This is a genomic window from Arenibacter nanhaiticus (genome assembly GCF_900141935.1).
GTDB lineage: Bacteria > Bacteroidota > Bacteroidia > Flavobacteriales > Flavobacteriaceae > Arenibacter > Arenibacter nanhaiticus.
Genome location: NZ_FQYX01000016.1, coordinates 1 through 25,709, shown reverse-complemented (window position 1 = coordinate 25,709; position 25,709 = coordinate 1). Strand labels below are relative to the sequence as shown.

Below are 25,709 nucleotides of genomic sequence, written 5' to 3'. Positions count from 1 at the left end.
CCACAATAACAATATCATATTGTTTCCTTTGCTACCTTTGCAATAAATAAAAGTACATATGAGTAGGTCAGAATCTAATAATGACAAAAAGGCTTCAGGTAGACAGGGAGGAAATTTCAAGAAAAAGAGCCATGCCAGGGGAAACGCCCCTTTAGGAAAGAGTAATGCGAGGGGGAAGGCCCCAATAGGAAAGAAAGAAGCGCCAAAAAGGCCTTCAGATCCTAATACAATGAGATTAAATAGATATGTGGCGAATTCTGGAGTTTGTTCTAGAAGGGATGCCGATATTTATATCTCTGCCGGGAATGTAACGGTTAACGGAAAACCTATTACTGAAATGGGTTTTAGAGTAAAGCTTACCGATGTAGTAAAGTTTGACGGTCGTTTATTGAATCCTGAGAAAAGAGAATATGTATTATTAAACAAGCCAAAGGATTTTGTGACTTCGGCTAAGGATGAAAGAGGAAGAAGAACAGCGGCTTCGTTAATATCGAGTGCTTCAAAATCTAAACTTTCCATCGTTGGAAAAATGGACAATTTGACCACAGGTTTAGTTTTGTTCACCAATGATGGCGAACTTACAAAAAGACTTACCACACCAAAAAATGGTCTGCGTAAAATATTTCACGTAGAACTAAACAAGAATTTAAGAGGAGAGGATCTTCTAAAAATCAAGGAGGGGGTCATGGTCGATGAAAGTATCGTTCGAGTAGACGACATTAGTTTTATAGAAAATGCCTCTAAGAAAGAAGTGGGTATTGAGCTTAAGAGTACTAGGAATAACATTGTACGTCGAATTTTTGAACAATTGGAGTACGAGGTCGTAAAGATGGACCGGGTAGTGTATGCCGGACTTACTAAAAAAGATTTGCCACGTGGGCATTGGAGATACCTTACCGAGCAGGAAATAATTAATCTTGGGATGATCAGATAATTATTCTTTTCACAATATAAAATGCCCTTTGGAGAATTTCTTTAAAGGGCATTTTTGTTTTCCTTGGCTTGTTGTCTTCGGGCGCCTAATGTACTTGCCATCCTTGAATAATTGCATATCTTGGAGGCATGAAAAAACTCCTTTTTATTTTATTGGCAGTACCGCTCCAAATGATGGGGCAGGAGGTGCCTGGATCTGTTCAATTTTGGAATTCGTTAACCACCCATTGTGGTAAAGCATATGAAGGGGTGATTGTTGCCGGTGGCAAGGAAGGCGATGGTTTTACAGGAGAAAAATTGATCATGTACGTTCGTTCCTGTGGGGAAAACGAGATAAGGATACCGTTTTTTGTAGGCGAGGACAAGTCTAGAACTTGGGTGCTTACCAAGGGCGACGATAATTTGATCTTATTAAAACACGACCATAGAAAGAGGGATGGTTCCGATGATGAGGTAACGCAGTACGGCGGACTAAGTCCGAATACAGGACTGGCGGGAATACAATTTTTTCCGGCAGATCAGTTTACTTCCAACCTGCTAGCCCATGCCTCTAATAATGTGTGGTGGATTACTTTGGACGATACCTCTTTCACTTACAACCTACGAAGAATAGGTTCGGAGAGATTCTTTTCCGTAAAGTTTGACCTTTCCAAGGAAATGGACAGGCCGAGTGCACCTTGGGGCAGTGAGGACTAATTGGCAGTTAAGGAGTATTAAATATAATTCTAAGCCATAAATGCTCTTAATAATAGACAAATTACTGTTCAGGAATTAACTGACTTAGGTATAATAAGATAAGGCTGCTAAGCAGGCTTCTCTAAAGTAAAAAGCCCCTTCTTTTTTAAAGAGGGGGCTTTTTGTTTTTGTCGACTGACCTAGTTTAAATGGTTTGAGGATTATTTCCCAATTATTTTTTCCATTTTTTTGCTGATCTCAGCCAGACATAAATTGCCTAAGCTGCCCTCGTGGGTATGTTTAATATCGCGCTTAGGACGAAAGGTGCCGGCATTGATTTCCTGTCCCATTTTCTTATAGGCATCTCTAAACGGCATTCCTGTCAATACCAATTCATTTAAGGTATCGACACTAAATAGGTAATCGTATTTTGGGTCCTTCAATATACTTTTGTTCACCTTAACTTCCTTTAAGCTAAAGGTAAGAATCTCTAAACATGCCTTTAAATCCTGAATAGCGGGTACGATCACCTCTTTTACCAATTGCAGGTCTCGGTGGTAACCACTGGGCAGGTTGTTTGTAATAAGGATCAATTGGTTGGGTACCGACTGTATCTTATTACATTTGGCACGGATCAATTCAAAGACATCCGGATTTTTCTTGTGTGGCATTATGCTCGAACCTGTTGTAAGCTCATCGGGGAAGGAGATAAAGTCAAAATTCTGGCTCATATACAAGCAGATATCCATGGACATTTTAGAAAGGGTAGCGGCGATACTGCTCATTCCGAAGGCGGCAGCTTTTTCTACTTTTCCACGCCCCATTTGCGCGGCCACAACATTGTATTTCATAGCTTGGAAGCCCAATTCCTCCGTAGTATAATTACGGTCTATAGGGAAAGAACTACCGTATCCTGCAGCACTGCCCAAAGGGTTCTGATCGGCGACCTTATAGGCGGCATCTACAAAATAAAGATCGTCTATTAAACTTTCGGCATAGGCAGAAAACCATAGTCCGAAAGAAGAAGGCATGGCAATTTGCAAATGGGTGTACCCAGGTAATAGCGTTTCCTTATGGGTCTCGGCAAGTTGAAGCAATAAATCGAAAAGGATTTTTGTTTCTTCCTTTATTTCTGAGAGTTCATTTTTCAGGAATAAATGCATGGCTACCAAAACCTGGTCGTTACGAGAACGTGCCATATGGATTTTTTTACCGGTATCGCCCAATTTTTCAATGAGGAGATACTCAATTTTAGAATGCATATCCTCAAAAGAATCCTCAATGGTAAAATCGCCATTGGCTATGGTCACAGCTATATTGTCCAATTCTTGTACCAAGGATTCAGATTCCGTTGCAGTCAACAATCCTATCTTTCCAAGCATTTTGGCATGTGCCTTAGAGGCAATCACATCGTATTTTGCTAAAAGCAGGTCCAACTCCCTATCGTTCCCCACGGTAAAATGGTCTATTTTTTTATCGGTGCTAAATCCTTTATCCCAAAGTTTCATGTTTTCTATACTTTTTATTAATCGTTTCGGATGCTGCCGAAACCGACAGATTACTCTTATTTCTTATGGCTCACTATTGATTGAAAAGTGATTTTCGCCTAATTACTTTTGTAAAAATCCTTCAAGAATTTTAATATACAAGGCTACGCCTTCTTTTATTTCTTCGACATAAATAAACTCATTTGCCGAGTGAGAACGCGTACTATCGCCAGGCCCCAATTTCAGGGATTGGCAAGTTAATGTAGCTTGGTCCGATAGGGTAGGCGAGCCGTAGGTGGTACGCCCTAAATTTATACCAGAAAGTACCAAGGGGTGAGCTTTGTCTATAGAAGACGAGTTTAGGCGCAAAGAGCGTGGTTTTACTTCGCAAGGCGCCTCTTTGGTCAATATATCGGCGATTTCCTTGTTGGTATAACAGTCATTGACCCTAACGTCTATTACCAGGTCTATATGTGCAGGAACAACATTGTGCTGGCTTCCTCCATTAATCTGGGTAACGGTAAGTTTTACCTCGCCCAAAACCTCGGAGACCTTTGGGAATCTATAGTCCTTAAACCATTGCAAGACCTCTATGGTATTGTAAATGGCGTTGTTGTTATTGGGATGTGCTGCATGCGATGGGGTTCCGCTCACCTTGCCTTCAAAAACAACCAAGCCTTTTTCTGCAATGGCCAAATTCATTAGGGTAGGTTCCCCAACAATGGCAACATCAATTTTAGGAAGAACAGGCAGCATGCTATTTAATCCGTTCGGACCAGAGCTCTCCTCTTCTGCAGAAGCAACTAGAATAATATTGTGGTTTAAGTTTTTGGCACTGTAAAAATGCGTAAAAGTTGCTATTAGCGACACTAAACACCCTCCGGCATCATTACTTCCCAGACCATAGAGTTTTCCGTCCTCGATGTGTGGATGGAAAGGGTCTTTGGTATAGGCAGAATTGGGTTTTACGGTGTCGTGGTGCGAATTTAAAAGAAGGGTCGGTTTACTTTCGTCAAAATACTTATTAAAGGCATAGACATTATTTTTTTCTCTTTTAAAGGGGATATCGAAACTTTTGAACCATTGTTCAATAGCATCGGCCGTTTTATCTTCTTCAGAGGAAAAAGAAGGAATAGAAATGAGTTTTTTTAATAATTCCAGGGCTTTTTCCGTAAGTATTGTTTGGTCCATATTTATAGGGTAATCGTAGTGTATAAAGTAGATGAAGGCTGTAGCATGGAAATATCTCCAATACATACTTTGTTCACCTGTTGGTTAAGGGCATGAAAACAGTTTTCTAGTTTTGGCAGCATGCCGTCTGCAATGATGTTGTTTTGTAATAACTCCTGATATTTTTTCGGTTCTATATGGGTTACCACAGAGTTTTCATCGGAAATATCCAATAAAACGCCTTTCTTTTCAAAGCAGTAGTAAAGGGTAGTTTCAAATACGCCACTCATACCTATGGCGATTTCCGAAGCTATGGTATCGGCATTGGTATTTAAAAGCTGTCCTTGGTTGTTGTGGGTAATGGCACAAAAGACCGGGGTGAAATCTGCCTTCAGCAATTTTTCAATCGCGGCGGTATTCACCTTTTCCACATCCCCGGCAAAACCATAGTCGATTTCTTTTACGGGTCTTTTTACAGCCTGTATGGTATTGCCATCGGCACCGCTGAGGCCTATGGCATTGGTGCCCTTTGCCTGTAGTTGTGCTACGATGTTTTTGTTGGCCAAACCACCGTACACCATGGTGATAACCTTTAGGCTTTCCTTGTCGGTGATTCTTCTTCCTCCAACCATTTGGGAAGTTATTCCTAGTTGGTCTGCAATTTGCGTGGCTAATTTTCCGCCACCGTGCACCAATATTTTAGCGCCTTTTAATTCCGAAAAGAAATCTAGAAATTTATGGAGTTCAGCTTCGTTTTCGATTACGTTGCCGCCAATCTTTACAATGGATAGTTTTGGTTTCATCGCCTTGCCTTAATATGCTCCCGGAGGAGTATTTACTAATATGTTCTTATTTCTCTGTTTTCAAAGTATTGGAAGTCTTGTTGTTTAGTCCTTCCAATAATTTTTTCAACACTATTTGTGCTGCATAGGTCCTGTTATTGGCCTGTTCTATGACAAGCGATTGAGAACTGTCTAGCACCTCATCGGCTACTACGATATTTCTCCTTACCGGCAAACAGTGCATAAATTTGGCATTGCCCAATTTTTTGGCGTTCATGGTCCATTTCGGATCTTGATTTAACACCTTTCCATAATCCTTATAATTGCTCCAGTTCTTCACGTACACAAAATCGGCTCCTTCCAGGGCTTTTTCTTGGTCGTACTCTATTTTGGCACCTTTGGTCACTTCGGGGCTAAGTTCATAACCCTCGGGATGGGTAATGACAAACTCGGCATCTTGTAAATGCATCATTTCTACAAAGGAATTTGCCACGGCATGGGGAAGCGCCTTAGGGTGTGGCGCCCATGAAAGGACAACCTTAGGCTTTTCCTTGGTGTTTTGTTCGGATAGTGTAATAGCATCTGCTAGGGACTGTAGCGGATGGCCTACGGAGCTTTCCATGTTAACTACCGGGATACCGGCGTATTTTTTAAAGCCGTTCAAAACAACTTCTGCCTCGTCTTTTTCCCGGTCCGTTAAGGAAGCAAAAGCCCTAATGGCTACAATATCGCAATACTGGGCCACTACCTGTGCCGCTTCTTTAATATGTTCGGAGGTACCTTGGTCCATGATGGTGCCATCGCCATATTCCAATGCCCAACCTTCGCTGCCAAAATTCATGACAATAACCTCCATGCCTAAATTCATAGCGGCCTTTTGGGTACTAAGGCGGGTTCTTAAGCTATTGTTGAAAAAAAGAAGGCAGATGGTCTTGGCGGCGCCAAGGGATTTATAGTGAAGTGGATTTGCCTTTAATGATTTTGCCTCTGCCACCCAATTGGGCAGTGAATCTATATCTTTTAAGGATAAATAATGTTCCATTGTAACTTATATTATTTTAGTAAAAGCGCTTTGGTTTCCCATAGCGTTGATGATAAAATTATCTTTAAGACCGTTTACGATCCATGTTTCTATTTGGGCGTTCCGAGCAATGGTCGCCGCTTCTATCTTAGATTGCATACCTCCGGTACCATGAGAAGATTTTTCCGAGCTGACCTCTTTCTGTAAATCACTCAGACTACTCACCAGCTCAATGGTTTTCGGATCCTTGTTGGTAATGGAATCCTTGGTGTACACACCGTCCGTATTGGTAGCTATGATCAGTAAGTCGACCTTTAAAAGCGATGCGGTAAGGGCGGCCAATTTGTCATTGTCCCCAAACTGTATCTCATCGGTAGCCACAGTATCGTTTTCATTAATAATAGGAATAAAATTATTGGCTACCAAAACATTGATGGTATTGCAAATATTTTCCTTGGATACTTCCTTCTCAAAATCGGAATACGACAAAAGACATTGTGAAGTAAATAGACCCAATTCCCTGAAATTTTCTTGAAAAATACGCATTAAATGGGGTTGACCAATAGATGCCAAGGCTTGTTTTACGGTTATTTCCTGTCCGTTGTGTTCTAGTTTTACAAACTGTTTGGCCGCAGCGATGGCACCAGAACTTACAATGATAAACTCGTACTCGTCCTTTAATTGGGCTATTTGTCTGCCAATATCCTCGATTTTCCCACGAGAAATATGATTGGTTTCCTTGGTGAGGGTGTTGGACCCTATTTTTAATAAAATGCGTTTTTTCTTCATTTTTTCCATGGCTCCTTTACTTTCTTAGGTGGCTTCTGATCTTTTTATCCGTGCATTCTGAAAGATGGAGAGGCTAGGGCAACAAGACCGAATCCTTCCACTGATTATACTGTAACGGTAGGCCAATGGCTGGGACCATTAGTCTAGCCATTGGCCAAGGTAAGGGTATTGCCTTCAGTACCCCTGTTGTAACAATACACCTATGCCAATTCTGTTTTAAGGGCTTCAAAAAACAGGTCTAAATTTTCTTTGGTAATATTTAAGGCAGGTAGTATTCTAAGCACGTGCTTATCGCTAGCGCCACCGGTAAATATAAATTGGTTGTGAATTAATTTTTTGCGCAGTTCTGCAACTTCAAAATCAAATTCTAATCCCAACATCAGCCCCATTCCTTTGACACGTTTTACTTGAGGTATGGTAGCAGCCTTTTCTTTGAAATATTCGAAAAGTCGGGCAGAATTTTCGATTAGGTTTTCCTTTTCCAAGACTTCCAAAACTGCCAATCCTGCGGCACATGCCAAATGGTTACCGCCAAAAGTGGTTCCCAAAAGACCATAAGAAGCCTCGATGCTTTTATGAATAAGTACCCCGCCAATAGGAAAACCGTTCCCCATTCCCTTGGCAATGGTGATAATATCGGGCTGGATGCCAAAATGTTGAAAGGCAAAAAATTTACCGCTTCGTCCGTAGCCACATTGAACTTCATCGGCAATAAGGATAACCTGGTGTTCCTTGCATAGGGAAGCTATATTTTGATAGAACTCCTGCGATGGTTGGTCTAAACCTCCCACGCCCTGAATCGATTCTAAGATGACTGCACAGACATCGCCCTTGCCGATTTCGGCTTTAAAGGCCTCCAAGTCCTCGAAGGGAAGAATCGTTACTTTCTGTTGCTTGTTTAAAGGGGCGTTTATTTTTTCGTTGTCCGTAGCCGCTACTGCAGCAGAAGTACGTCCGTGAAAACCATTTTTAAAAGCAATAACCCTAGATTTTCCTGTTTTAAAAGAAGCTAGTTTCAAGGCATTTTCATTGGCTTCGGCCCCAGAATTGCACAGGAATAAATTATAGTCTTCACAGCTAGAAAGTGCGCCTAATTTATGGGCCAGTTCTACTTGGATAGGGTTTTGTACCGCATTGCTGTAGAAGCCAATTTTGTCTAATTGGTCTTTTAAGCGCTTTACATAGTGAGGGTGCGAATGCCCTATGGAAATAACGGCATGACCACCATAAAAATCCAAATATTCCTGGCCTTTGTCATCGGTAACTATAATTCCTTTGGCAGAAACGGGAGTTACGTTGTATAGGGGGTAAACGTCAAATAATTCCATGAGTAATATTGCTATTTATATTATGATTGATTAGAGGCTAATGTTTGCCAAATTAATTGGGTTGGTTTTTTTTAATGTCACTGATCTTTTCAAAGGAAGTCACGATCCCTCTGATTAAGGAAGAGCTTAAACCTTGGTGTTCCATTTCGTTTAGTCCAGATATGGTACAGCCTTTAGGGGTAGTAACCCTATCGATCTCCTTTTCCGGATGGCTTTCAGATTCTATGAGCAAGCTCGCTGCCCCATTACAGGTGTACATGGCCAGTTCCTGGGCTTCCTTGGCATCGAAACCTAATTGGATGGCACCTTGAGTGGTAGCACGGATCAATCGCATCCAGAAAGCAATCCCGCTAGCACATATGACCGTAGCGGCCTGCATTTGGTCTTCGGGAATCTGCATGGAATGCCCCATTCTGTTAAAAATGGCCAGGGCCAGATCTACTCTTTTAGTGCCTTTTTGATTGCAACAAATACAAGTCATCGATTTTCCTACCGAAATAGCCGTATTGGGCATGGCTCGGATAATATAATTGTCCGCTCCTATAATGGATTCTATCTTTTCAATACTAAATCCGGTAATGGTCGAAATAATAACGTGTTTATCCGTGATCAGGTCCTTTACCTCCTCCAAAATCTTTACAAAATGCCCAGGTTGTACCGCAAAAATTAGGATATCCGATTTTTCTACGGCTTCTCTATTGTTTGTGGTGGTAGTAACCATGCCATATTTTTCATAAGGCTGTAGGCTTTCTACATTTCTTTTGGTTAAAAACATGGTCGTGGCCCCATTAGAATTTAAAATTCCTTTGGCGATGGACAGTCCTAAATTTCCCGCTCCAATTATGGCTATTTTCATTTGATGCTCTTAGTCGTTTTGATGATTGGTTTTCAATGGTCGGTTTGTGGGTATTTTAAAAAACACCGGCCTTCAACTGTAAGCCTTCCGTTTCTTTAAATCCGAAGATCAGGTTCATATTATGTACCGCCTGTCCCGATGCTCCTTTTAATAAATTATCGATGGCCGAGGTAATCAACAAGGTATCGTTATGCTTGTGCAGATGCACATGGCATTGGTTGGTATTGACTACTTGTTTTAGATTGATCTCGTTTTCGGTCACTTGGGTAAAGGCGGCATCCTTGTAAAAATCGTTGTACAATTCATAAGCTTCTTCCAAGCTGCCTTCAAAATGGGTGTAGGCAGTGGCTAAGATCCCTCTGGTAAAATCACCCCTGTTCGGCAGAAAAAACAATTCGCCCGTATGGGGCTGTAAGCTTTGTAAGCTCTCGTTTATTTCTCCCAAATGCTGGTGGGTAAAGGGTTTGTACCAAGAAACGTTGTTGTTTCGCCAGCTGAAGTGCGAGGTAGGCGATAGGCTTACTCCGGCGCCAGTACTTCCGGTAACGGCATTTACATGTACCGCTTGGTTTAGCAGATTGGCCTTGGCCAAAGGCAATAACGCCAATTGAATGGCCGTGGCAAAACAGCCAGGATTAGCAATATACTTAGCCTTTTTAATAGCTTCTTTACGAAGTTCCGGCAAACCGTATACAAAGGTCTTGTCGTTTATGACAGCATCTGCGGCTAACCTAAAATCATTGCTTAAATCAATAATTCTAGTGGTTTCGGAAAATTCGTTTTCAGTGATAAATTTGGTAGAATTCCCATGCCCAAGGCATAGGAAAACTACATCTACATCCTTGTTAACTTCGCCGGTGAACACAAGATCGGTAACTCCCAATAAGTCGGGGTGTGCCCCAGATACTTGCTTCCCTGCTCTAGTCGTACTATATACAAAGTCTATCGTAACTTCTGGGTGGTTTAAAAGGATTCTAATAAGCTCCCCACCAGTATAGCCCGATCCGCCAATGATACCTGCTTTAATCATGATTTTGGTTTACGTGGTTATAAATTTTTCCAGAGTTAGAAAGTATTTTTATAAAGCCTTTGGCATCATCTGCCGTCCAGCCCTTGTTCATTTCACCATAACTACCAAAGGAGGCATTCATCAAATCGTGGGATGAATCTATACCGTTTAATTCAAATCTATATGGGTGCAGTGTAACATATACATCACCGGAAACATTTTTTTGGGTATCGGTTAAGAACGCCTCAATATTTCTCATTACTTCGTCCAGGTAATTTCCTTCGTGCAAAAGCATACCGTAGAAATTTCCTTGTTGTTCCTTTTGGAACTGTTGCCATTTGGTCAAGGTGTGTTTTTCTAAGAGGTGGTGTGCTTTAATGATAATCAAGGATGCAGGAGCCTCAAAACCGACTCTTCCCTTAATACCGATAATAGTGTCCCCTACATGGATATCTCTTCCTATGGCATATTTAGAAGCTATGGCCTCTAATTTAATAATGTTGTTGACAGGGATATCGTTCTCCCCATCTATGGCAATTAATTCTCCTTTGTTAAAAGTAAGTTTCAATTGTTGGGCTTCCGTTTCCTGTAATTGGCTTGGGTAAGCATTATCTGGTAAAGATTTGTGAGAAGTAAGGGTTTCATCACCTCCGACCGATGTTCCCCAAAGCCCTCTGTTGATAGAGTATTTAGCTTTTTCCCAAGGATAATCTACGCCATTTTCTTTCAAATAGGCGATTTCAACTTCTCTTGACAATTGATTGTCACGGATAGGAGTGATAATTTCTATTTCCGGGGCAATGATCTGAAAAATCATATCGAACCTCACTTGGTCGTTTCCTGCTCCGGTACTTCCGTGGGCGATATATTTTGCGCCAACTTTTTTCGCGTAATTGACAATCTCAATGGCCTGCACAATTCGCTCTGCACTCACCGATAAAGGGTAGGTGTTATTTTTTAAAACATTCCCGAAAATAAGGTACTTTACTACCTTGTCATAAAAGGTCTGTACGGCATCGATAGAAGTATATGAAGTGGCCCCCAATTCTAAAGCCTTTTGATGGATAGTGTCTATTTCTTCTTTAGAAAAACCACCGGTATTTACACTTACGGCATGTACTTCAAATCCTTTGTCTTTAGATAAATATTTGGCACAGTAAGATGTATCTAATCCACCGCTATAGGCTAAAACTAATTTCTTCATTTTTCTTGTAGCTTTTTTATTCTTTTATAATATGGTTCAATAAGATAGGTCGCTCCTTTATTAGGAGGATTTTTTCAAGAGGTTGTTTTTTTTTTCAAGAAAAGAGATTCCTTAATACTTTTCAATCTTGTAAAGGTTTTGGAATTTACCTTTTCTTTTTCCTTTTCTTTCTCCTTTGTGTTCAAACTCGGATCGTAAAGCATGCCGGTACACAGGCACATTTTTTGTTCGGTTCTGGTAAGGATATCAAAGTTTTTACAAGTTTGACAGCCTTTCCAAAACTCGGGGTCATTGGTAAGCTCTGAAAATGTTACCGGTTTATAACCCAATTCATAATTCATTTTCATTACCGCTAAACCAGTGGTAATTCCAAAAATTTTGGCATTGGGGAATTTTTTTCTCGAGAGTTCAAAAATTTCCTTTTTAATCATTTTCGCCAGACCTTGATTTCTGTAGTCTGGATGAACAATAAGTCCGGAATTAGCAACAAATTTTTCGTGTCCCCAAACTTCTATATAGCAGAAACCGGCAAATTTATCGCCATCAAGGGCAATAACAGCATTGCCGTTTTGCAACCTTTTTTGTACATATTCGGGAGTCCTTTTAGCAATACCAGTACCCCTTACTCTTGCAGATTCTGCAATGGTATCACAAATGACTTCGGCATATTTAAAATGCGACTCGTTAGCAATTACAATCTTCATTGAATGTTGCTTTAAATTAAAATTAAAATTATTTGTTGGTTTTTCGAGAGGGGAAATGGACACACCTATTTCCATGAAAGAATTGCACCCTTACGGGCGGCGACGTGTAGGCGTAAATGAATAAGTAAGGTTAGTAACCCCCTTAAAATTAAATATGTGCTTGTTGTTATTCATTGTTAAACCAAAAGTACAAATAATATTGCACCAAGAAGAAGAATGAATTAAATTTTACGAAATATTGCCTTTTTGTTATATGCTTTAATAATTTCATAAATCATAAAACCATAAATTGCTATATACTCAACGATTAAGATTATCTTATGCTCCTTATAATCGGGATTCGAGTAGGTCCAATAGCTTAAAAACACAAAAAATGACCAGATAACGGGGTGTTTAATATCTGTAAATAAGCAAGTTAGTGCTAAGAACACAATATACCATGGGTGTACGGTTGTGGCTAATAGGTAATAAACACTTAAGATCCATACCATGGAGGTGAGGAGGGTGGGGGTCTTTTTATTATCGGCCAAAAAGGTGAATAGGCCTACCGTGATGATAACGATAGGGGGCGTTATTTTTCCATATACCTTGATAAGTTCCCAAGGCTTGGCGCCAAAAGAAACGGCTATGTGTTTCACAAGATTGTACAGCCCGGCATTAAACTCAAAATTTGAAAACCATAGTCCTATAGTCTGAGAGTAGTTCTCTAAAAATTGTACACTGAAGAAAGGAAAGAAAAACAAAACGGATACTCCGGCTACAAGGCTGTAAAAAATCAGGCTTTTCTTTAGTCCCAAGTGTTTTATAAAAAGGGGCAGGAATATTAAAGGCACCAATTTTACCGCGATGGACATGGCGTAAACCGGAGCAGCTATCTTCCATTTTTTGGTGTGCAAAAGATAGATGGACCATATAAAAAAGAACAACATTACTCCTTCAAAATGAAGGTTTCCGGTTAATTCTATGATAATCAAGGGATTTAAGAAATACCAGAAAATAAGATGGACGGGTTTGTTCAGTTTAAGGAGCAATAATCGGCCAAAATAAAGAATCCCTATTTCTGCAAGAATTATAAAAACCCGCATGATTAGTAGGGAGCCGGCAACGCTTTTTCCTGATAATAAGGAAGAAATGGCAAAAATTAACTGGTTTAACGGAGGGTAGTTGCTATAATTGGAAGCACTGAGTTCGCCCATGCCTACTACTAATTGTTGGGCATTGTTTAAGCTAAAGTCTTCTTGAGCGATAAGATTTATGGGCAGATGTAAATATGGGTTTAGTCCTTGGACAATAAGGTTGCCGTCCCAGATAAACCTAAAGAAGTCCTGTGACAGATTGGGTGTGGCCCCGAGAAAAATAAGCCTAAAAATAATCCCGGTAATCACTAGGAACCTAAAGTTCCACTTTTCGAACTGTATGAGTTTGTAGCAGAAAAAAAATAATCCTGCGAATAGGGTAATCAGCCTAGTAAAATCCTTCCGCTCCAAATCGTAGGCAAAACTAGTGTAGAAAAGGACACTAACAAGGGCCAATAGGATTGGAAATTTATGAAGGTTCCAATAAGTGATGATTTTATGAAACATAAAAAAGATTTAAAATCAACCGAGTCTTGTGTGCAGCTCGGTCAAATTTAAATCTTTTTTTATTAGGAATCCCACTTCTCCTGCCCTTGCTTATAACGGAGCGGGAGAGTCATTGTTTTCTTGTACTTACAATGCCAAGTTTAGGCTTTTGAAGTAAGCGATTTGAAAAATACAAAACCAAATCCTAGGAATAACATAAAGTGGAACGGAAAAAGTCCAAAGTCGTTCAAGGGGATGGCACTATACATTCCAAATAGGAAATAAATCATTAATGCGGCCTCTAAAATCATGTTTGGCGAAAGTTTTTTTGCCAAGTATTTGTTGCCCTTCCAAGTATCGGTTAAATTATTGATGTTGAATTTAGGGGTTCTTACAAACTCACTGCGTTTGCCCATGTGGCCTTCGATAACGGCCATGGAGTTGTGCAATGAAAATCCGAGGGCTACGGAGAAAAAGGTAAAGAACAGCTTTATGTAATCTATGAATTTCTCAAAGCTACTTCCCTGTATGCTCTTATAAGTAAACCAATAACATACAAATAGGATCACGGTACTTACGATAAAGAAACTGGTGGCTTCAAAAATCCATGCCAAGTGACCAAAAATATTCTTAATATAAAGCATCGGAATGCTTAAGACCGCTACTATAAAAACACAAAGGAACATAGAGCTGTTAAGCAAGTGCATTACCCCGTGGAACTTGGTCTTAAAGGAGATGTTCTTAGAGGTAATAACCTTCCACACTGTTTTTCTGAAGTTCTCGGCCCCACCTTTATTCCATCGGAACTGTTGAGAACGCGCAGCACTGATCACAACAGGAAGTTCAGCTGGAGTTTCTACGTCTTCTAAATATTTAAATTTCCAATTCTTTAATTGTGCTCGGTAACTAAGGTCTAAATCCTCCGTAAGGGTATCGCCCTCCCAGTTTCCGGCATCCAAAATACATTCCTTTCTCCAGATACCTGCGGTACCATTAAAGTTTATAAAATGACCTTTTGCATTTCTTCCTACCTGTTCCAAGGTAAAATGTGCGTCCAAGGCAAAAGCTTGGATACGGGTCAGGGTAGAGTAGTCCCTGTTGATATGCCCCCAACGGGTCTGTACCACTCCTATCTCTTGATCTTTAAAATAAACAACGGTTTTCTTTAGCCAATCTCCATCGGGTAAAAAATCGGCATCAAAAATCGCTATGAAATCGCCCTTTGCAATTTTTAAGCCTTCTTTTAAGGCTCCGGCCTTGTATCCTTGTCTATTGGTCCTTCTTATGTGGGTAATATCCAATCCGGTAGCTTGTAAGGCTTCAATACGTTTGGCGGTATCTAAAACCGAATCGTCCGTAGAATCGTCCAATACCTGGATTTCCAATTTATTGGAAGGGTATTCTATTTTTGCAATATTTTCCAATAAGCGTTCAACAACATACTCTTCGTTGAATATAGGAAGTTGAATGGTGACATAAGGAATCTCTTTAGGGTCTAGAAGATTGTATTTGGGAGCCTCTAGATTTTTTCTTTTGTTGCCCAAATAGTTAACCAAAAGGTTTAACTGAGCTAGGCTGTAAAAAAAGATCAGCATTAAAGAAATGCTATAAATAGTAATAATGATATAAGTAATTGTTAGTGCCATTTTTATTTTATGCTGTATTTAAATATCCAACTTAGGATTTTTGCGCCTGCAAATATAGTTCCTTTTATGGTTCCTGATACTTTTGAAACGCCAATTCTTTTTTTGTAACGTACTGGTACTTCGGTGTATGTAAATTTATTCCTCAACGCTTTTAACTGCATTTCTACCGTCCACCCATAGGTCTTGTCTTCCATGTTTAAAGCCAAGAGTTTTTGGTATTTAATGGCCCTAAAAGGCCCTAGGTCGGTGTAGGTGGCGTTGAACATCCATTTCATTAGGGTGGTAGCTAAGGCGTTGCCAAATACCTGCTGTGGGGTCATGGAGCCTGCTTCCCGTAATTCTTTGGTTCTTGCGCCGATGACAAAATCGATGTCGTTTTTTAGAATTGGGGCTATAAGCTTGGAAAGTTCTTCTGGGTAATCAGAATAATCTCCGTCCATAAATACAATAATATCGGGAGAACTGGACTGTTCCGATATGTAGTTCATGCCGCATAAACAGGCATGGCCATACCCTCTTTTTTGTTCTGTAAGTACCGTCGCGCCTGCTCCTTTGGCATTGATTGCGGTGTTATCGGTAGAATTATTGTTGACTACAATTATTTCGGTAACAAAATCGGGAATATCCTTAATTACCTTGGCAATGGAATCTGATTCATTATATGCCGGAATTATGACTCTAATATCCGTCATTTAAGTTAGGGGATTGTTGTTTTTCATGCGGCAAAGGTATAAATTGTTTGTTCGATAGATACTTTTTTGATAAAAGTTCTACAGAAAATCCTATCTTTTTTAACAAGGCTAAATCCTTGCCTGATATATATAAATTTATAGCGCCTTAACCGCCTATTTTTTGTTTAAAAGATCCATTAAGTCTACGTCATTCCCCAAGAGTATTTCGGTCGGATTTATTCTTCCTTTTTCAGGGCCGTTTTCCAATTTTAGGACACCACGGGGACAAACAGCAGCACAAATACCACAGCCCACACAGCTCGATCTTATGATGTTTTCTCCTTTTTGTGCATAGGCACGAACGTCTATTCCCTGCTCGCAATAAGTAGAGCAATTGCCACAGGAGATACACTGTCCTCCATTGGTGGTAATTCTAAAACGCGATTTAAAACGTTGTACAAATCCTAAATAGGCTGCCAGAGGACATCCAAATCGGCACCATACGCGGTTTCCAAAAATGGGATAAAATCCCGTGCCGATGACCCCGGCAAAAATAGCGCCAATAGCCAGACCGTACACATTCTGTACACTTTGGGTCCTTATACCCAAAACAGTGCCGCTGCCAGTAAAGAAACTGTATAGGGTCATTAAGGTCATTCCTACCACAAAAACCAAAACTAAATGTACCAACCAGCGCTCTACTCGCCATGAAAATAAGGATTTACTGGAATGTTGACGGTAAGGGTCTCCCAATGTTTCGGCCAGTCCGCCACAACCACAGACCCAAGAACAATACCAGCGCTTGCCAAAAAAATAGACCATAACAGGGACAACGATCAAGGTTAGGGCTATACCCCAACCCAAAATAAACAATCCTATGCCACCGCTGCTGATCAACGATTTTAAATTCCATTGAAAAAAGAAATCATAATCTAAGGGAAAGATGTTTTTAAAATCATAGTAGGGCATTTGTAGCCGTACCATTATTTCGGGGATAAGGAAGGCAAATACAATTTGAAAAAACAGTACGGATGTGGTCCGTAACATCTGGTACGCATTATGTCGGTACTTAATATACATTCGGACGGCCATGACCGTCATCACCGTACAATACATAAAACCATAAACAAACCAATGGCCAGCTTCATTGCCGCTTAAGGAATTGCTGATTGGGTCGACCAAGAAGGTCCAATTTACGGCAAATTCTGGACGGAAGTACAACACTAGATAAAAGGTAACCAAGAAAACAAATACCATCCAGGCAATCCAGCCTCTATTGGTGGCGTTTTGGAGATAGATACCATTGTTTTTGATGCCTTTTTTCCCCAGTAGGATCACATTTGGCAGTATAAATAATAAGGCCCCGATAATGCCTAAACCAAAGGTAAGCCACCACAAGAGCCCCTTGTTTTCGACGATAAAACCTTTGGCAGATTTTTTGGCGATAAGCGCCGTCATGTCGTGTGCACTGGTATAAATTACTTTATTGTACTCCTTGTTTTTGCGGTGATGAGCATTTGCCTGCGCTAAGTTTGTGGCGATTTTGGGCGATAAGGAGAGCAAACCAGAAAATTCCTTTCCGACCACCCCAGTGTGAAGGTTTTCTAAAAATTCCTCGCTTTTTATGTTTTTTTCTTGGACGATGGTATCCAAAGTGGTTTTGGAAAGTTCAAAGGAACCAACAAAAGGCAAGAGGGAGAATATGGTAAGGCCAAGTAAAAATATGAAGAGACCTATGTTTTGTATCGTTTTCATTTTTAGATATGTGTTGTTTTTTTAACGAACATACTTCGGCTGCGCTCAGTACAAGGATGTAATTCGCATAGTTGAATGTGTCTTTGCGGTAAGTTTTCGCTCATGCTCATTTCATGATAGTCTTTTATGCGTTGCTAAAAATGCGTTTCCAGCTTTTCTTTTTTGGACGAATCGAGGTGTTAAACTCCTTATTGTAGGAGGCAATGATGGCCTTTTCGTATGACTTATAAAATTCTGGGTCAAAGTTGGCGTCTTTTAGGTGGGTAAGGATGTGGTCAATAGCTCGTTTCTCGGTCAGCCAACGATCTATAACATCGTGTCTCATTCGGATGCCAAAGGTATTGATCCCTAAAAATTGTTTGCTGTCCTTATGGAAGGCTATGGTGATACAAATCTTTTCCTTCTCATGCCTCCAATGAAAATGAGCCTCCTCTGCTGGCTTCCCTTTATTGCCATGTACCCAACCATAGGTTTGGTATTCTATGTCGAGAAATTTGGCAGAATTAAACCAATGCCCCGGATTGTACGGTATCTTATTACCGCAAATGGTCTGTGCAACTACCTCGCCCATCATTCTGCCGGTATACCAAACGGCTTCTACAGCTCTTCGGTGGCCAATGGCTCGGTGCTGTTCTGCACAATCCCCTATGGCATAAATATTGGGAATATTGGTCTCGAGATATTGGTTGACCTTAACTCCTTTGCCTAGGGTTATACCAGAATCTTTTAGGAAATCTATGTTAGGGGTAACCCCCGGGGCAAGGCCCACAAAATTGCAGGCAATGGTTTCCCCCTTATCTGTGGCGACAGCTTTTACTCTGCCCAATTCATCAGGGAGTATGGCCTCAAGGTTGGTGCTCAGCCGTAAGTCTATATGATGTTCTAAAATATGCTCGTTTATCATTTGCGATTCTCCCTGGGGCAGTACATTGCTCCAATAGCTGTCTTCCCGAACTAAAAAAGTAACCGGAATATCCCTAGAACGCAGCATTTCGGCCATTTCAATCCCTATTAGGCCTCCTCCGACAATAACGGCCCTCTTGCAGATTTCCTTGTTGGGGGCTATGGCTTCCATGGATTCTAGGTCTTGCTTGGAATATAGGCCTTGTACGCCCGGCAAATCCTGTCCTGGCCAACCGTATTTACTGGTCTTAGAGCCAGTAGCGACGATTAATTTGTCATAAGGGATTTCTTGGGAATCCTGAAGGTGTATGGTATTGTTGGCAACCTCTACGCGAACTACCAGATTGTTGATGAGTTCGATCCTATTTTTTTTCCAAAACCAATCTTCATAAGGCTTTAGATGATCAAACTTCATATGTCCCATATACACGTACATTAATGCCGTACGAGAAAAAAAATGTTCGGATTCCGAAGAGATCACCGTAATTTTTTTATCGGACCGTTTTCGGATATGTCGCGCCGCAGTAATTCCTGCAATACCGTTACCAATAATAACAATATGTTCCATAGGTATATAAACTTCTAGTGTATGTGTCGCTAATAAAGTTAGAAACTTAATTTTAAACCGTAATTTAGGGACAATAAAACAATCTTATGATGTCGGCTATTAAAAAGATATCGACGTATAGGTCAAATATACCTGCTGTCGTTTTACTTTTTGGGAATATAAAGTTAAAGAACTGTTGTAGGAACTAAATTAAATATAAAAATGCGCAGTCTGGGAATACTTTTACTTTGCTTATGCCTGCTGGGTTGCTCCAACAAGGCTAAGGAAAAAATAAACGGCCTTAGTTTTGTAGCGGCCCGTGAAGAAGTGCGTTCAGAGCATATTAAGCCAATACTAAAGGTTTATGCCAATTTTGCAGCGGTAATGCCCTTTGGTTTTATAAGGGATAAAGAGTCGCCCGATATTATTTTCGACACCGAAAGACAATGGTATGGGGAAACCATAAAAGGCGCAGGACAGTATATAAACATGCTCCATAAAAATGGGGTTCGGGTGATGTTAAAACCACAACTGTGGATCTCTAGGGGGCAGTTCACGGGTGGCTTAACAATGAAAACCGAGGCCGATTGGAAGGCCTTAGAAGCATCCTATTCCAAATTCATCTTGAGGAATGCGGAGTTGGCAGAAATGACCGATACGGAAATATTCTGTATCGGTACCGAATTGCAATTATTTGTGCAGAATAGGCCGCAGTATTGGGAAAGCCTGATAAAAGAAATTAGAAAAAGGTATAAAGGAAAATTGACCTATGCGGCCAATTGGAACGAATATTCCGAAACACCGTTCTGGGAGTCCCTAGATTTTATAGGGATCGATGCTTATTTTCCCTTGTCTGAGGCCAAAACACCCGATGTAATTAGCTTGCGAAAACAATGGCAACCCCATAAGAAACAAATTGAAACCCTGGCCAAAACTACCGATAGGCAAGTGCTTTTTACGGAATATGGATATAGGAGTACCGATTATGCTGCCGATAAACCATGGCATACCGAATATAAGGAAGCAGCGATAAACCTAGAGGGCCAGGTAAATGCGATCACTGCTGTTTTTCAGGAATTCTGGCAAGAAGATTGGTTTGCGGGCGGATTTGTTTGGAAGTGGTTTATCGCCCATGATAGGGTAGGCGGGCCTACGGACAACCGCTTTACCCCTCAGAACAAACCTGCGGAAAAACTGATACAAGAATATTATAAAGCCTATCGATGAGGTATGGCCAAAAGGGCAGTGGAGAAATGAGTGCCGGCTGGTAAAGAGGCCAGCAACAAATTTTGCCCCTCAGATAATAGACAGCCAACGCCCAAACGGATATCGGAAGGAGTGCTGTTGGGGTGTGAAGCTATCCGCTAAGAAACGATTTTTCGTCGGTAGTAATCGTATAATTTATCCGGACCTGCCCCAAACATATTTTTTAGATGGATGACCCCAAAATGATACTGCAATCTCAATAACCCTATTTGGCGGTATTTACGGGCCGAGGTGGTGACGTTTTGTGGCATTACCTTAAAGGCCGTCATTTGGTATAATCGACCAATAAATTCACTGTCTTCATAAATTATATACTGCTCATTATATCCTTTGGCGCTTTGAAATAACGCTTTGGTGATATAAAGGGATTGATCTCCCCCGCGACAAATTTTAAGGTTCAACCGAGAAAGGAAGGCGAAAAAACGCAGAAACCAATGTCGGCTGTCAAAAACCATCCTAAAACAACCTGTTTCATAGCCTTGGTCTACTTCTTTTAGAATGTGCTGATCAAAGTTGTTTGGCGGAAAAGTATCGACATGTAAAAAATAAAGGATGTCTCCCAAAGCGTGTTTTGCACCATGATTCATTTGTTTGGCCCTGCCTTTTTCGGACTTTAATAAACGAACGCCCAATTCCATGGCAATGGATGCGCTCTGGTCTTCACTTCCGCCGTCGATGACCATGATCTCTTCGATGTTTGCTTTATTGCTATTGGCCTTTAAATAATCGATTAATGTTCTTAGGTGCTTTTCCTCGTTTAAAACAGGGATAATAATACTGATGGTTTTTTGGTTATTGTTTTTCATTTAAGGCCCAATTGTATTTAAGATAACTAATTTTTGTATCCGAAGATAATACCTTGGTACTGTAGCGGTTGATATAGGCTGTTAAGCTACCATTTTTGGTGAAATCTTTTTTGTACCATTTAAAAATTTGTGACAGGGATACCTCTGGGCCGGAAAGTTGGTTCCTTGAGGGGTCGTTGATGAAACCCCGGGCGGCCTTGTCCAATTGGGTATCTATGGTGGAAGAAATAAAAGCTTCGTTCAGTAATTTGGGGCAGGAGTAAGAGGCGCAATTAATGGCAAAGTGTATTCTAGGATCGTCCATCTTCCGCAAGATTCGGTGTTCCAAATGGCCCAAGGATATTGTGTCCTTTCCCAGGGGTACGATTTTGTGGCCCCAAGGGCTTTTGAGGTCCTTGATACTTTTAAGAGGGTAATGGTCCAATATTAGCTTTACCGTTGCCGCATTGTACAAATTGATGTAATAGGCGAGCTTTTCCTGTTTTGTCCAGCTTTCCAGGGGGGCGTTCTTGGTCAGAAAAGACAAATATTGCGCTAGGGCAAGGGAATCGGCAGCAAATTGCTTATAGGCTACATTGCCCGCCGCATCGACATGTTTTTTAAGCAAAAGATCCCATGCAGAATGATCGAGCGGTACTTGTTGTTCAAGCCTTTCATCAGGCAGCTTCCCATAACTTATAGGATGTGGGGTGGCACTAACGAAAAAAATAAATACTAATACTGCTGTTATTCGTTGCATGGGATCTCAAATTATCTTACCCTATAGTAGTATGTAAGGATTTTTAATCCTTAGATCGCAAAACTACCTTAGCAGCATCCGCCACCATTATAGTGCCAAGTGCTATCGCTAATATGGATCTGGCTATTCGACCCTTGTAGAGCCGATGCTGTTTTGTCGCAAACCGCCAAAGGTTGGTTTTGCATTAATACATGGCCGTTTTTATCGTCAAAGTATTCTTCGTCTCCGTAATAAATGGCCGTTTTTCCGGTAAAAATACAAGGCCCGTCCTTTGGCATTGGATCCTTAATGGCGGCAATTTCTATAGATTCTATAAAGATTAATTCGTCTGTTGGATAATGGTTGGGAGATAAAACCCGGTACGATTTTCTTGCCCGTACTTCAATAGTGCCAAAACCGGCATCGGTCAGCACTTTAATATAGTCCTTAATAGGAATACTGCCGCTTAGGCACAAAGCCCTTAGCCGATCATCGTTCCTTAAGGTCTCGTTCATGGGCTGCTCGCAAGTAGGGTCGCTCATCACCAAGCGGCCATGGGGTTTTAATACCCGGTACATTTCCGCTACGGCTTTCTTAAGGTCTTCGGCCTTAAAAATATTAAACAGACAATTCTGTGCAGCCACGTCTATACTGCCATCGGGAATAGGAAGATTAAGGGCGTCGCCTTTCACAAGGTTTATGTACTCGCTCTTAAACCAATCGTTTTCTTGCTCGGCGATTTTAAAGTTCTTTTTCGAGGCTTCTAGCATTTCGTCAACCACATCTACTCCGGTAACACCTCCTTTTTGCCTAGAAAAATAGGAGAACTGTAATAGTTCCATACCTCCACCGACACCTACATACAATACCTTAGGGTTGTTAACCAGGTCCTGGGCAGAGACCGTACTGCCGCAGCCGTAGTTCATCTCTTGCATTATTTTTGGAATCGATAGTCCAGGAAACTGCCAAATAGGATTGGTGGTACAGCAAAGCCCAACATCTGGGGTCAGGGCAGCTTCTCTATATAAATCATTGGTAGCGTCTAAATAGCTCATAATGTCTGTTGTTTTAAGATTGATATTTCGGAATGCGAAAATCAGCCTGTTCCCCTTTCGGGATTGGTGAATTTTAAAGGGTTCTTATAAGTTCCCTAAATAAGGTAATCATTTTTGGCTCGGTACTTTCCGCGATCTGAATAATTTCCGAAATATTAACAGGTTTTAAATTGTCGGGATCACATTCGTCCGTTAGTACGGAAATGGCCACTACTGGCAATTGCAGGTGGTTTGCCACGATAACTTCTGGTACGGTGCTCATTCCTACGGCATCGGCACCAATAATTTTTAACATTCTGTATTCGGCCTTGGTTTCCAATTGAGGGCCAACAACCGAAACGTATACGCCTTTTTGCAGGGTGATGTTTTCTTTTTCCGCAATTTCAATCAAGCGTTTGCGCATCGATACATCATAGGGGTCGCACATATCTGTAAAGCGACTACCGTGTTTGGCGACATTTTTAAAGGCCAAGGGAGAGCCTCCCTGTAAATTAATATGGTCTTCGATCAGCATGAGCTCGCCTTTTTTAAAGTTGAGGTTAATAGCGCCGGAAGCATTGGAAATAAAGAGTTTTTTTATCCCCAATTGATGCATTACCCTAATGGGGTAGGTGACATCTTGTAAATCGTAGCCTTCATAAAAATGAAAACGACCGTGCATCACCACTATTTTTTTGCCTTCATAGGTCCCGTATATCAATTTGCCGGAGTGAAATTCTACCGTGGCCAATGGGAAAAATGGAATATGGTTGTAATGGGCCTCTATGGGATTTTCTATTTCATCGGCAAGCTTGCCCAAACCTGTACCTAAAACAACGCCTATTTCGGGGGCGTCAAATCCTTTGCCTATTAAGTACTCTTTAGATTCTTTTAATTGTTTTTCTAGCATATAATATTATTTCTTTAAAAAAGGATCAAAAGCGTCAATGCCCTTAAGGTCCTCGTAATAATCAATGTCGTTCTTGGGAGGCAATAAAGCAATGCGCTCCCCTTTAATATCCTCCAATGTGTCTTTTAAAACCGATGAGGTTCCCCATTCCTTGTTCTCAAAAAGAGATGGCGCATAACGGGTCATTCCCAATAGGTAGTACCCACCGTCTATGGCCGGGCCAACTACAAAATCGTCCTTGTCCAAGGTCTCAAAGGCATGGGCCAGATTATCGGTACTTAAATCGTACATATCACTCCCAATAATAATGATTTTTTTATAACCCTGAGCAAAACCTTCCTTAAAAGCATTGCTCATACGTTGTCCCAAGTCTTCACCTTCCTGCAGTCTCTTTTTATAAATAGCCGGGTCCCAAAGATCGTTTTCCCAAATGCCTTCGGAATAATATACCGCTTTGGCAGCCTTTAAAGGAGCTGTAATGTTTTGAGTATGGCGTAGTAAAAACGTATAAATAGCCAGTGCCGGCTTGTCGCCTATGGTGGCCGCCAATCTTGTTTTGCATTTTCCTAACTCCGGATTTCGGGTAAAAATCAAGAGCAGCTTTTTATTGTTTGTCATTGTTAAGGGGCAATTTTATCTTAGTATATTTTATCTGCATTGGTCAAGAAGGAACCCCAATACTTGTTATAAGCATGTACTTTATTGGTTTTTTGGCCCTGTGGGTCATACACGGTAAAACCTGAATTTTTCCATAGAAAAATACCGCCGTACAAATTGTAGACCTTCGAGTAGCCTTTTGCAATAAGCTTTTCGCCTATTCTTTCGGAACGTACGCCTATAGAGCAATACACCACAATAGGGGTGTTTTTATCCGTAATTTGAAGAAGGATTTCTTTTAACCGATTTTTTTGCCGGCCTACCCAAAGGGCATCTTTAAGGTGGCTTACTTGATATTCCGCTAGTGTTCTTGCGTCTAAAAGCACTAAATCATGGCTAGTGTTCAGGGTTTCGGCCTGTATATAAGGAACGCTATTAGTATTGAGTTTTTCCAGCGTTTTCTCAATACTCCTTTGTCCGTAAGTACTATAAATACAAAGAAAACAGGCAAGGATATGAAGTGAAAATCTCATTTAGGGCAACTTTATACACAAATATACGGTATTGAAAAGATTTTTTGTAGGGCTCATTGTTTTGTTTCCAAAGCTGCTGCGCTACGGGTATAGTTGTTAGGAAGTATCATGTTCATATACCTTATAAATGGTTTTATGCTTTGGGCGTTCCCTCCTTCGTCGGGCGGGCTCTCCGCTGTATCCCTTGCTTTGCTGCGGGGATGTCGCTACGATCCCTAACGCGGCACTCAATTAGCAATTGGCAATAATCAATTATCAGAAACAGAGAAAGGAGAAAAGAAAAACTCCTTGTCTTTAATTATCAAATTAATGTCTAAAAACGCTCAACGCTAATCAGGGAAGTTCATGGTGGAGTTTGAAAATGGTATAATGTAGCAATTGATTAATGAAACTAGTAGTGGAATGCACGGAAAGGATTCGGGGGAATTATTTTTTTACTCTTTTATTGTTTAGTAAAACATCCTTAAAGGTACCGACATCTGTTTGTTTCTCCCTTGTCCTGCCACGAATGCATTGGTGCATACAGAACGGGGGATTCCGGTTTATTAAATTTTAAGGTAAATTGGATAGTTTGAATTTTTTAGTGGTCAACCAATATCAGGGACGTACACATAACCTAATTTTAAAAGCAACTCATTCTCAGATATTCAAATTGTTTGTTGCTAATTGTTCACTGGATTTACTATCATATGACTTAACCTGTTATATATCAGTTCTGTCCTAAATACTAATTCTGTTCATTTTTTCCATTGATGAAATGCGGAGCATTCATGAATTCCTTTAAAAAACAATAGACAAGCCAT

At 40.7% G+C, this 25,709-nt stretch carries 24 protein-coding genes; 3 read left to right on the top strand and 21 right to left on the bottom strand.

Annotated elements, in window-relative coordinates; genetic code table 11:
• Window positions 1-58: 58 nt before the first annotated feature.
• Entirely contained in the window at window positions 59-934 is an 876-nt protein-coding gene (locus BUA16_RS10760) for a pseudouridine synthase (protein ID WP_072764757.1), read from the top strand.
• A 128-nt stretch (window positions 935-1,062) separates the two neighbouring features.
• Window positions 1,063-1,629 (top strand): hypothetical protein, encoded by a 567-nt coding sequence (locus BUA16_RS10755; protein ID WP_072764756.1) that lies wholly within the window; start codon window positions 1,063-1,065, stop codon window positions 1,627-1,629.
• Window positions 1,630-1,829: 200 nt separating this feature from the next.
• Here the strand turns inward: BUA16_RS10755 and argH are convergent, their stop codons facing one another.
• The 15 genes from argH to BUA16_RS10680 all read right to left on the bottom strand — a co-directional run bounded on the left by argH (window position 1,830) and on the right by BUA16_RS10680 (window position 19,063).
• Entirely contained in the window at window positions 1,830-3,116 is a 1,287-nt protein-coding gene (gene argH, locus BUA16_RS10750; RefSeq protein WP_072764755.1) for an argininosuccinate lyase, read from the bottom strand.
• Window positions 3,117-3,218: 102 nt separating this feature from the next.
• The gene (locus BUA16_RS10745; RefSeq protein WP_072764754.1) at window positions 3,219-4,286 is read right to left on the bottom strand and encodes a M20 family metallo-hydrolase; all 1,068 of its coding nucleotides are present in this window, start codon (window positions 4,284-4,286) and stop codon (window positions 3,219-3,221) included.
• A gap of 2 nt (window positions 4,287-4,288) precedes the next feature.
• Window positions 4,289-5,068 carry an acetylglutamate kinase gene (argB, locus tag BUA16_RS10740; protein ID WP_072764753.1) on the bottom strand — a complete coding sequence of 260 codons (780 nt, stop codon included), beginning with the start codon at window positions 5,066-5,068 and terminating at the stop codon, window positions 4,289-4,291.
• Window positions 5,069-5,114: 46 nt separating this feature from the next.
• Window positions 5,115-6,089, bottom strand: a complete 975-nt coding sequence (locus BUA16_RS10735; protein WP_072764752.1) for a Rossmann-fold NAD(P)-binding domain-containing protein — start codon at window positions 6,087-6,089, stop codon at window positions 5,115-5,117.
• 6 nt (window positions 6,090-6,095) lie between these two features.
• Window positions 6,096-6,857 (bottom strand): glutamate 5-kinase, encoded by a 762-nt coding sequence (gene proB / locus BUA16_RS10730; RefSeq protein ID WP_072764803.1) that lies wholly within the window; start codon window positions 6,855-6,857, stop codon window positions 6,096-6,098.
• Window positions 6,858-7,057: 200 nt separating this feature from the next.
• Complete coding sequence (locus tag BUA16_RS10725) at window positions 7,058-8,185, bottom strand: aspartate aminotransferase family protein (RefSeq protein ID WP_072764751.1); 1,128 nt, start codon at window positions 8,183-8,185, stop codon at window positions 7,058-7,060.
• A gap of 52 nt (window positions 8,186-8,237) precedes the next feature.
• A complete protein-coding gene (proC, locus tag BUA16_RS10720) occupies window positions 8,238-9,041 on the bottom strand; it encodes a pyrroline-5-carboxylate reductase (RefSeq protein ID WP_072764750.1) in 804 nt (267 codons plus the stop codon).
• A 55-nt stretch (window positions 9,042-9,096) separates the two neighbouring features.
• Window positions 9,097-10,071, bottom strand: coding sequence for an N-acetyl-gamma-glutamyl-phosphate reductase (argC, locus tag BUA16_RS10715; protein WP_072764749.1), 975 nt, complete (start codon window positions 10,069-10,071; stop codon window positions 9,097-9,099).
• On the bottom strand, window positions 10,064-11,254 hold the full coding sequence (gene argG / locus BUA16_RS10710) for an argininosuccinate synthase (RefSeq protein ID WP_072764748.1): 1,191 nt from the start codon (window positions 11,252-11,254) through the stop codon (window positions 10,064-10,066). Before argG ends, argC begins: the two co-directional genes overlap by 8 nt.
• A gap of 74 nt (window positions 11,255-11,328) precedes the next feature.
• On the bottom strand, window positions 11,329-11,958 hold the full coding sequence (locus tag BUA16_RS10705) for a GNAT family N-acetyltransferase (protein WP_072764802.1): 630 nt from the start codon (window positions 11,956-11,958) through the stop codon (window positions 11,329-11,331).
• 221 nt (window positions 11,959-12,179) lie between these two features.
• A complete protein-coding gene (locus tag BUA16_RS10700) occupies window positions 12,180-13,541 on the bottom strand; it encodes an MptA/MptB family glycosyltransferase (protein WP_072764747.1) in 1,362 nt (453 codons plus the stop codon).
• A gap of 140 nt (window positions 13,542-13,681) precedes the next feature.
• The gene (locus tag BUA16_RS10695) at window positions 13,682-15,166 is read right to left on the bottom strand and encodes a cellulose synthase family protein (RefSeq protein WP_072764746.1); all 1,485 of its coding nucleotides are present in this window, start codon (window positions 15,164-15,166) and stop codon (window positions 13,682-13,684) included.
• 2 nt (window positions 15,167-15,168) lie between these two features.
• Complete coding sequence (locus tag BUA16_RS10690) at window positions 15,169-15,858, bottom strand: glycosyltransferase family 2 protein (protein ID WP_072764745.1); 690 nt, start codon at window positions 15,856-15,858, stop codon at window positions 15,169-15,171.
• 153 nt (window positions 15,859-16,011) lie between these two features.
• On the bottom strand, window positions 16,012-17,592 hold the full coding sequence (locus BUA16_RS10685) for a 4Fe-4S binding protein (RefSeq protein WP_072764744.1): 1,581 nt from the start codon (window positions 17,590-17,592) through the stop codon (window positions 16,012-16,014).
• A gap of 124 nt (window positions 17,593-17,716) precedes the next feature.
• Entirely contained in the window at window positions 17,717-19,063 is a 1,347-nt protein-coding gene (locus BUA16_RS10680) for an NAD(P)/FAD-dependent oxidoreductase (RefSeq protein ID WP_072764743.1), read from the bottom strand.
• Window positions 19,064-19,264: 201 nt separating this feature from the next.
• On the opposite strand from BUA16_RS10680, the gene BUA16_RS10675 reads away from it, so the two are divergent.
• On the top strand, window positions 19,265-20,269 hold the full coding sequence (locus BUA16_RS10675) for a glycoside hydrolase family 113 (RefSeq protein WP_072764742.1): 1,005 nt from the start codon (window positions 19,265-19,267) through the stop codon (window positions 20,267-20,269).
• A 137-nt stretch (window positions 20,270-20,406) separates the two neighbouring features.
• Here BUA16_RS10675 and BUA16_RS10670 read toward each other — a convergent pair whose 3' ends face one another.
• The 6 genes from BUA16_RS10670 to BUA16_RS10645 form a co-directional block, all read right to left on the bottom strand.
• Entirely contained in the window at window positions 20,407-21,114 is a 708-nt protein-coding gene (locus BUA16_RS10670; RefSeq protein WP_072764741.1) for a TIGR04283 family arsenosugar biosynthesis glycosyltransferase, read from the bottom strand.
• Window positions 21,101-21,853 carry a DUF547 domain-containing protein gene (locus BUA16_RS10665; RefSeq protein ID WP_072764740.1) on the bottom strand — a complete coding sequence of 251 codons (753 nt, stop codon included), beginning with the start codon at window positions 21,851-21,853 and terminating at the stop codon, window positions 21,101-21,103. Before BUA16_RS10665 ends, BUA16_RS10670 begins: the two co-directional genes overlap by 14 nt.
• 68 nt (window positions 21,854-21,921) lie before the next feature.
• Window positions 21,922-22,887, bottom strand: coding sequence for an arsenosugar biosynthesis arsenite methyltransferase ArsM (arsM, locus tag BUA16_RS10660; RefSeq protein WP_072764739.1), 966 nt, complete (start codon window positions 22,885-22,887; stop codon window positions 21,922-21,924).
• A gap of 73 nt (window positions 22,888-22,960) precedes the next feature.
• Entirely contained in the window at window positions 22,961-23,776 is an 816-nt protein-coding gene (locus BUA16_RS10655; protein ID WP_072764738.1) for a purine-nucleoside phosphorylase, read from the bottom strand.
• A gap of 6 nt (window positions 23,777-23,782) precedes the next feature.
• Window positions 23,783-24,394, bottom strand: a complete 612-nt coding sequence (locus tag BUA16_RS10650; RefSeq protein WP_072764737.1) for a TIGR04282 family arsenosugar biosynthesis glycosyltransferase — start codon at window positions 24,392-24,394, stop codon at window positions 23,783-23,785.
• Window positions 24,395-24,414: 20 nt separating this feature from the next.
• On the bottom strand, window positions 24,415-24,906 hold the full coding sequence (locus BUA16_RS10645) for a rhodanese-like domain-containing protein (RefSeq protein WP_072764736.1): 492 nt from the start codon (window positions 24,904-24,906) through the stop codon (window positions 24,415-24,417).
• Between the last annotated feature and the right edge of the window lie 803 nt (window positions 24,907-25,709).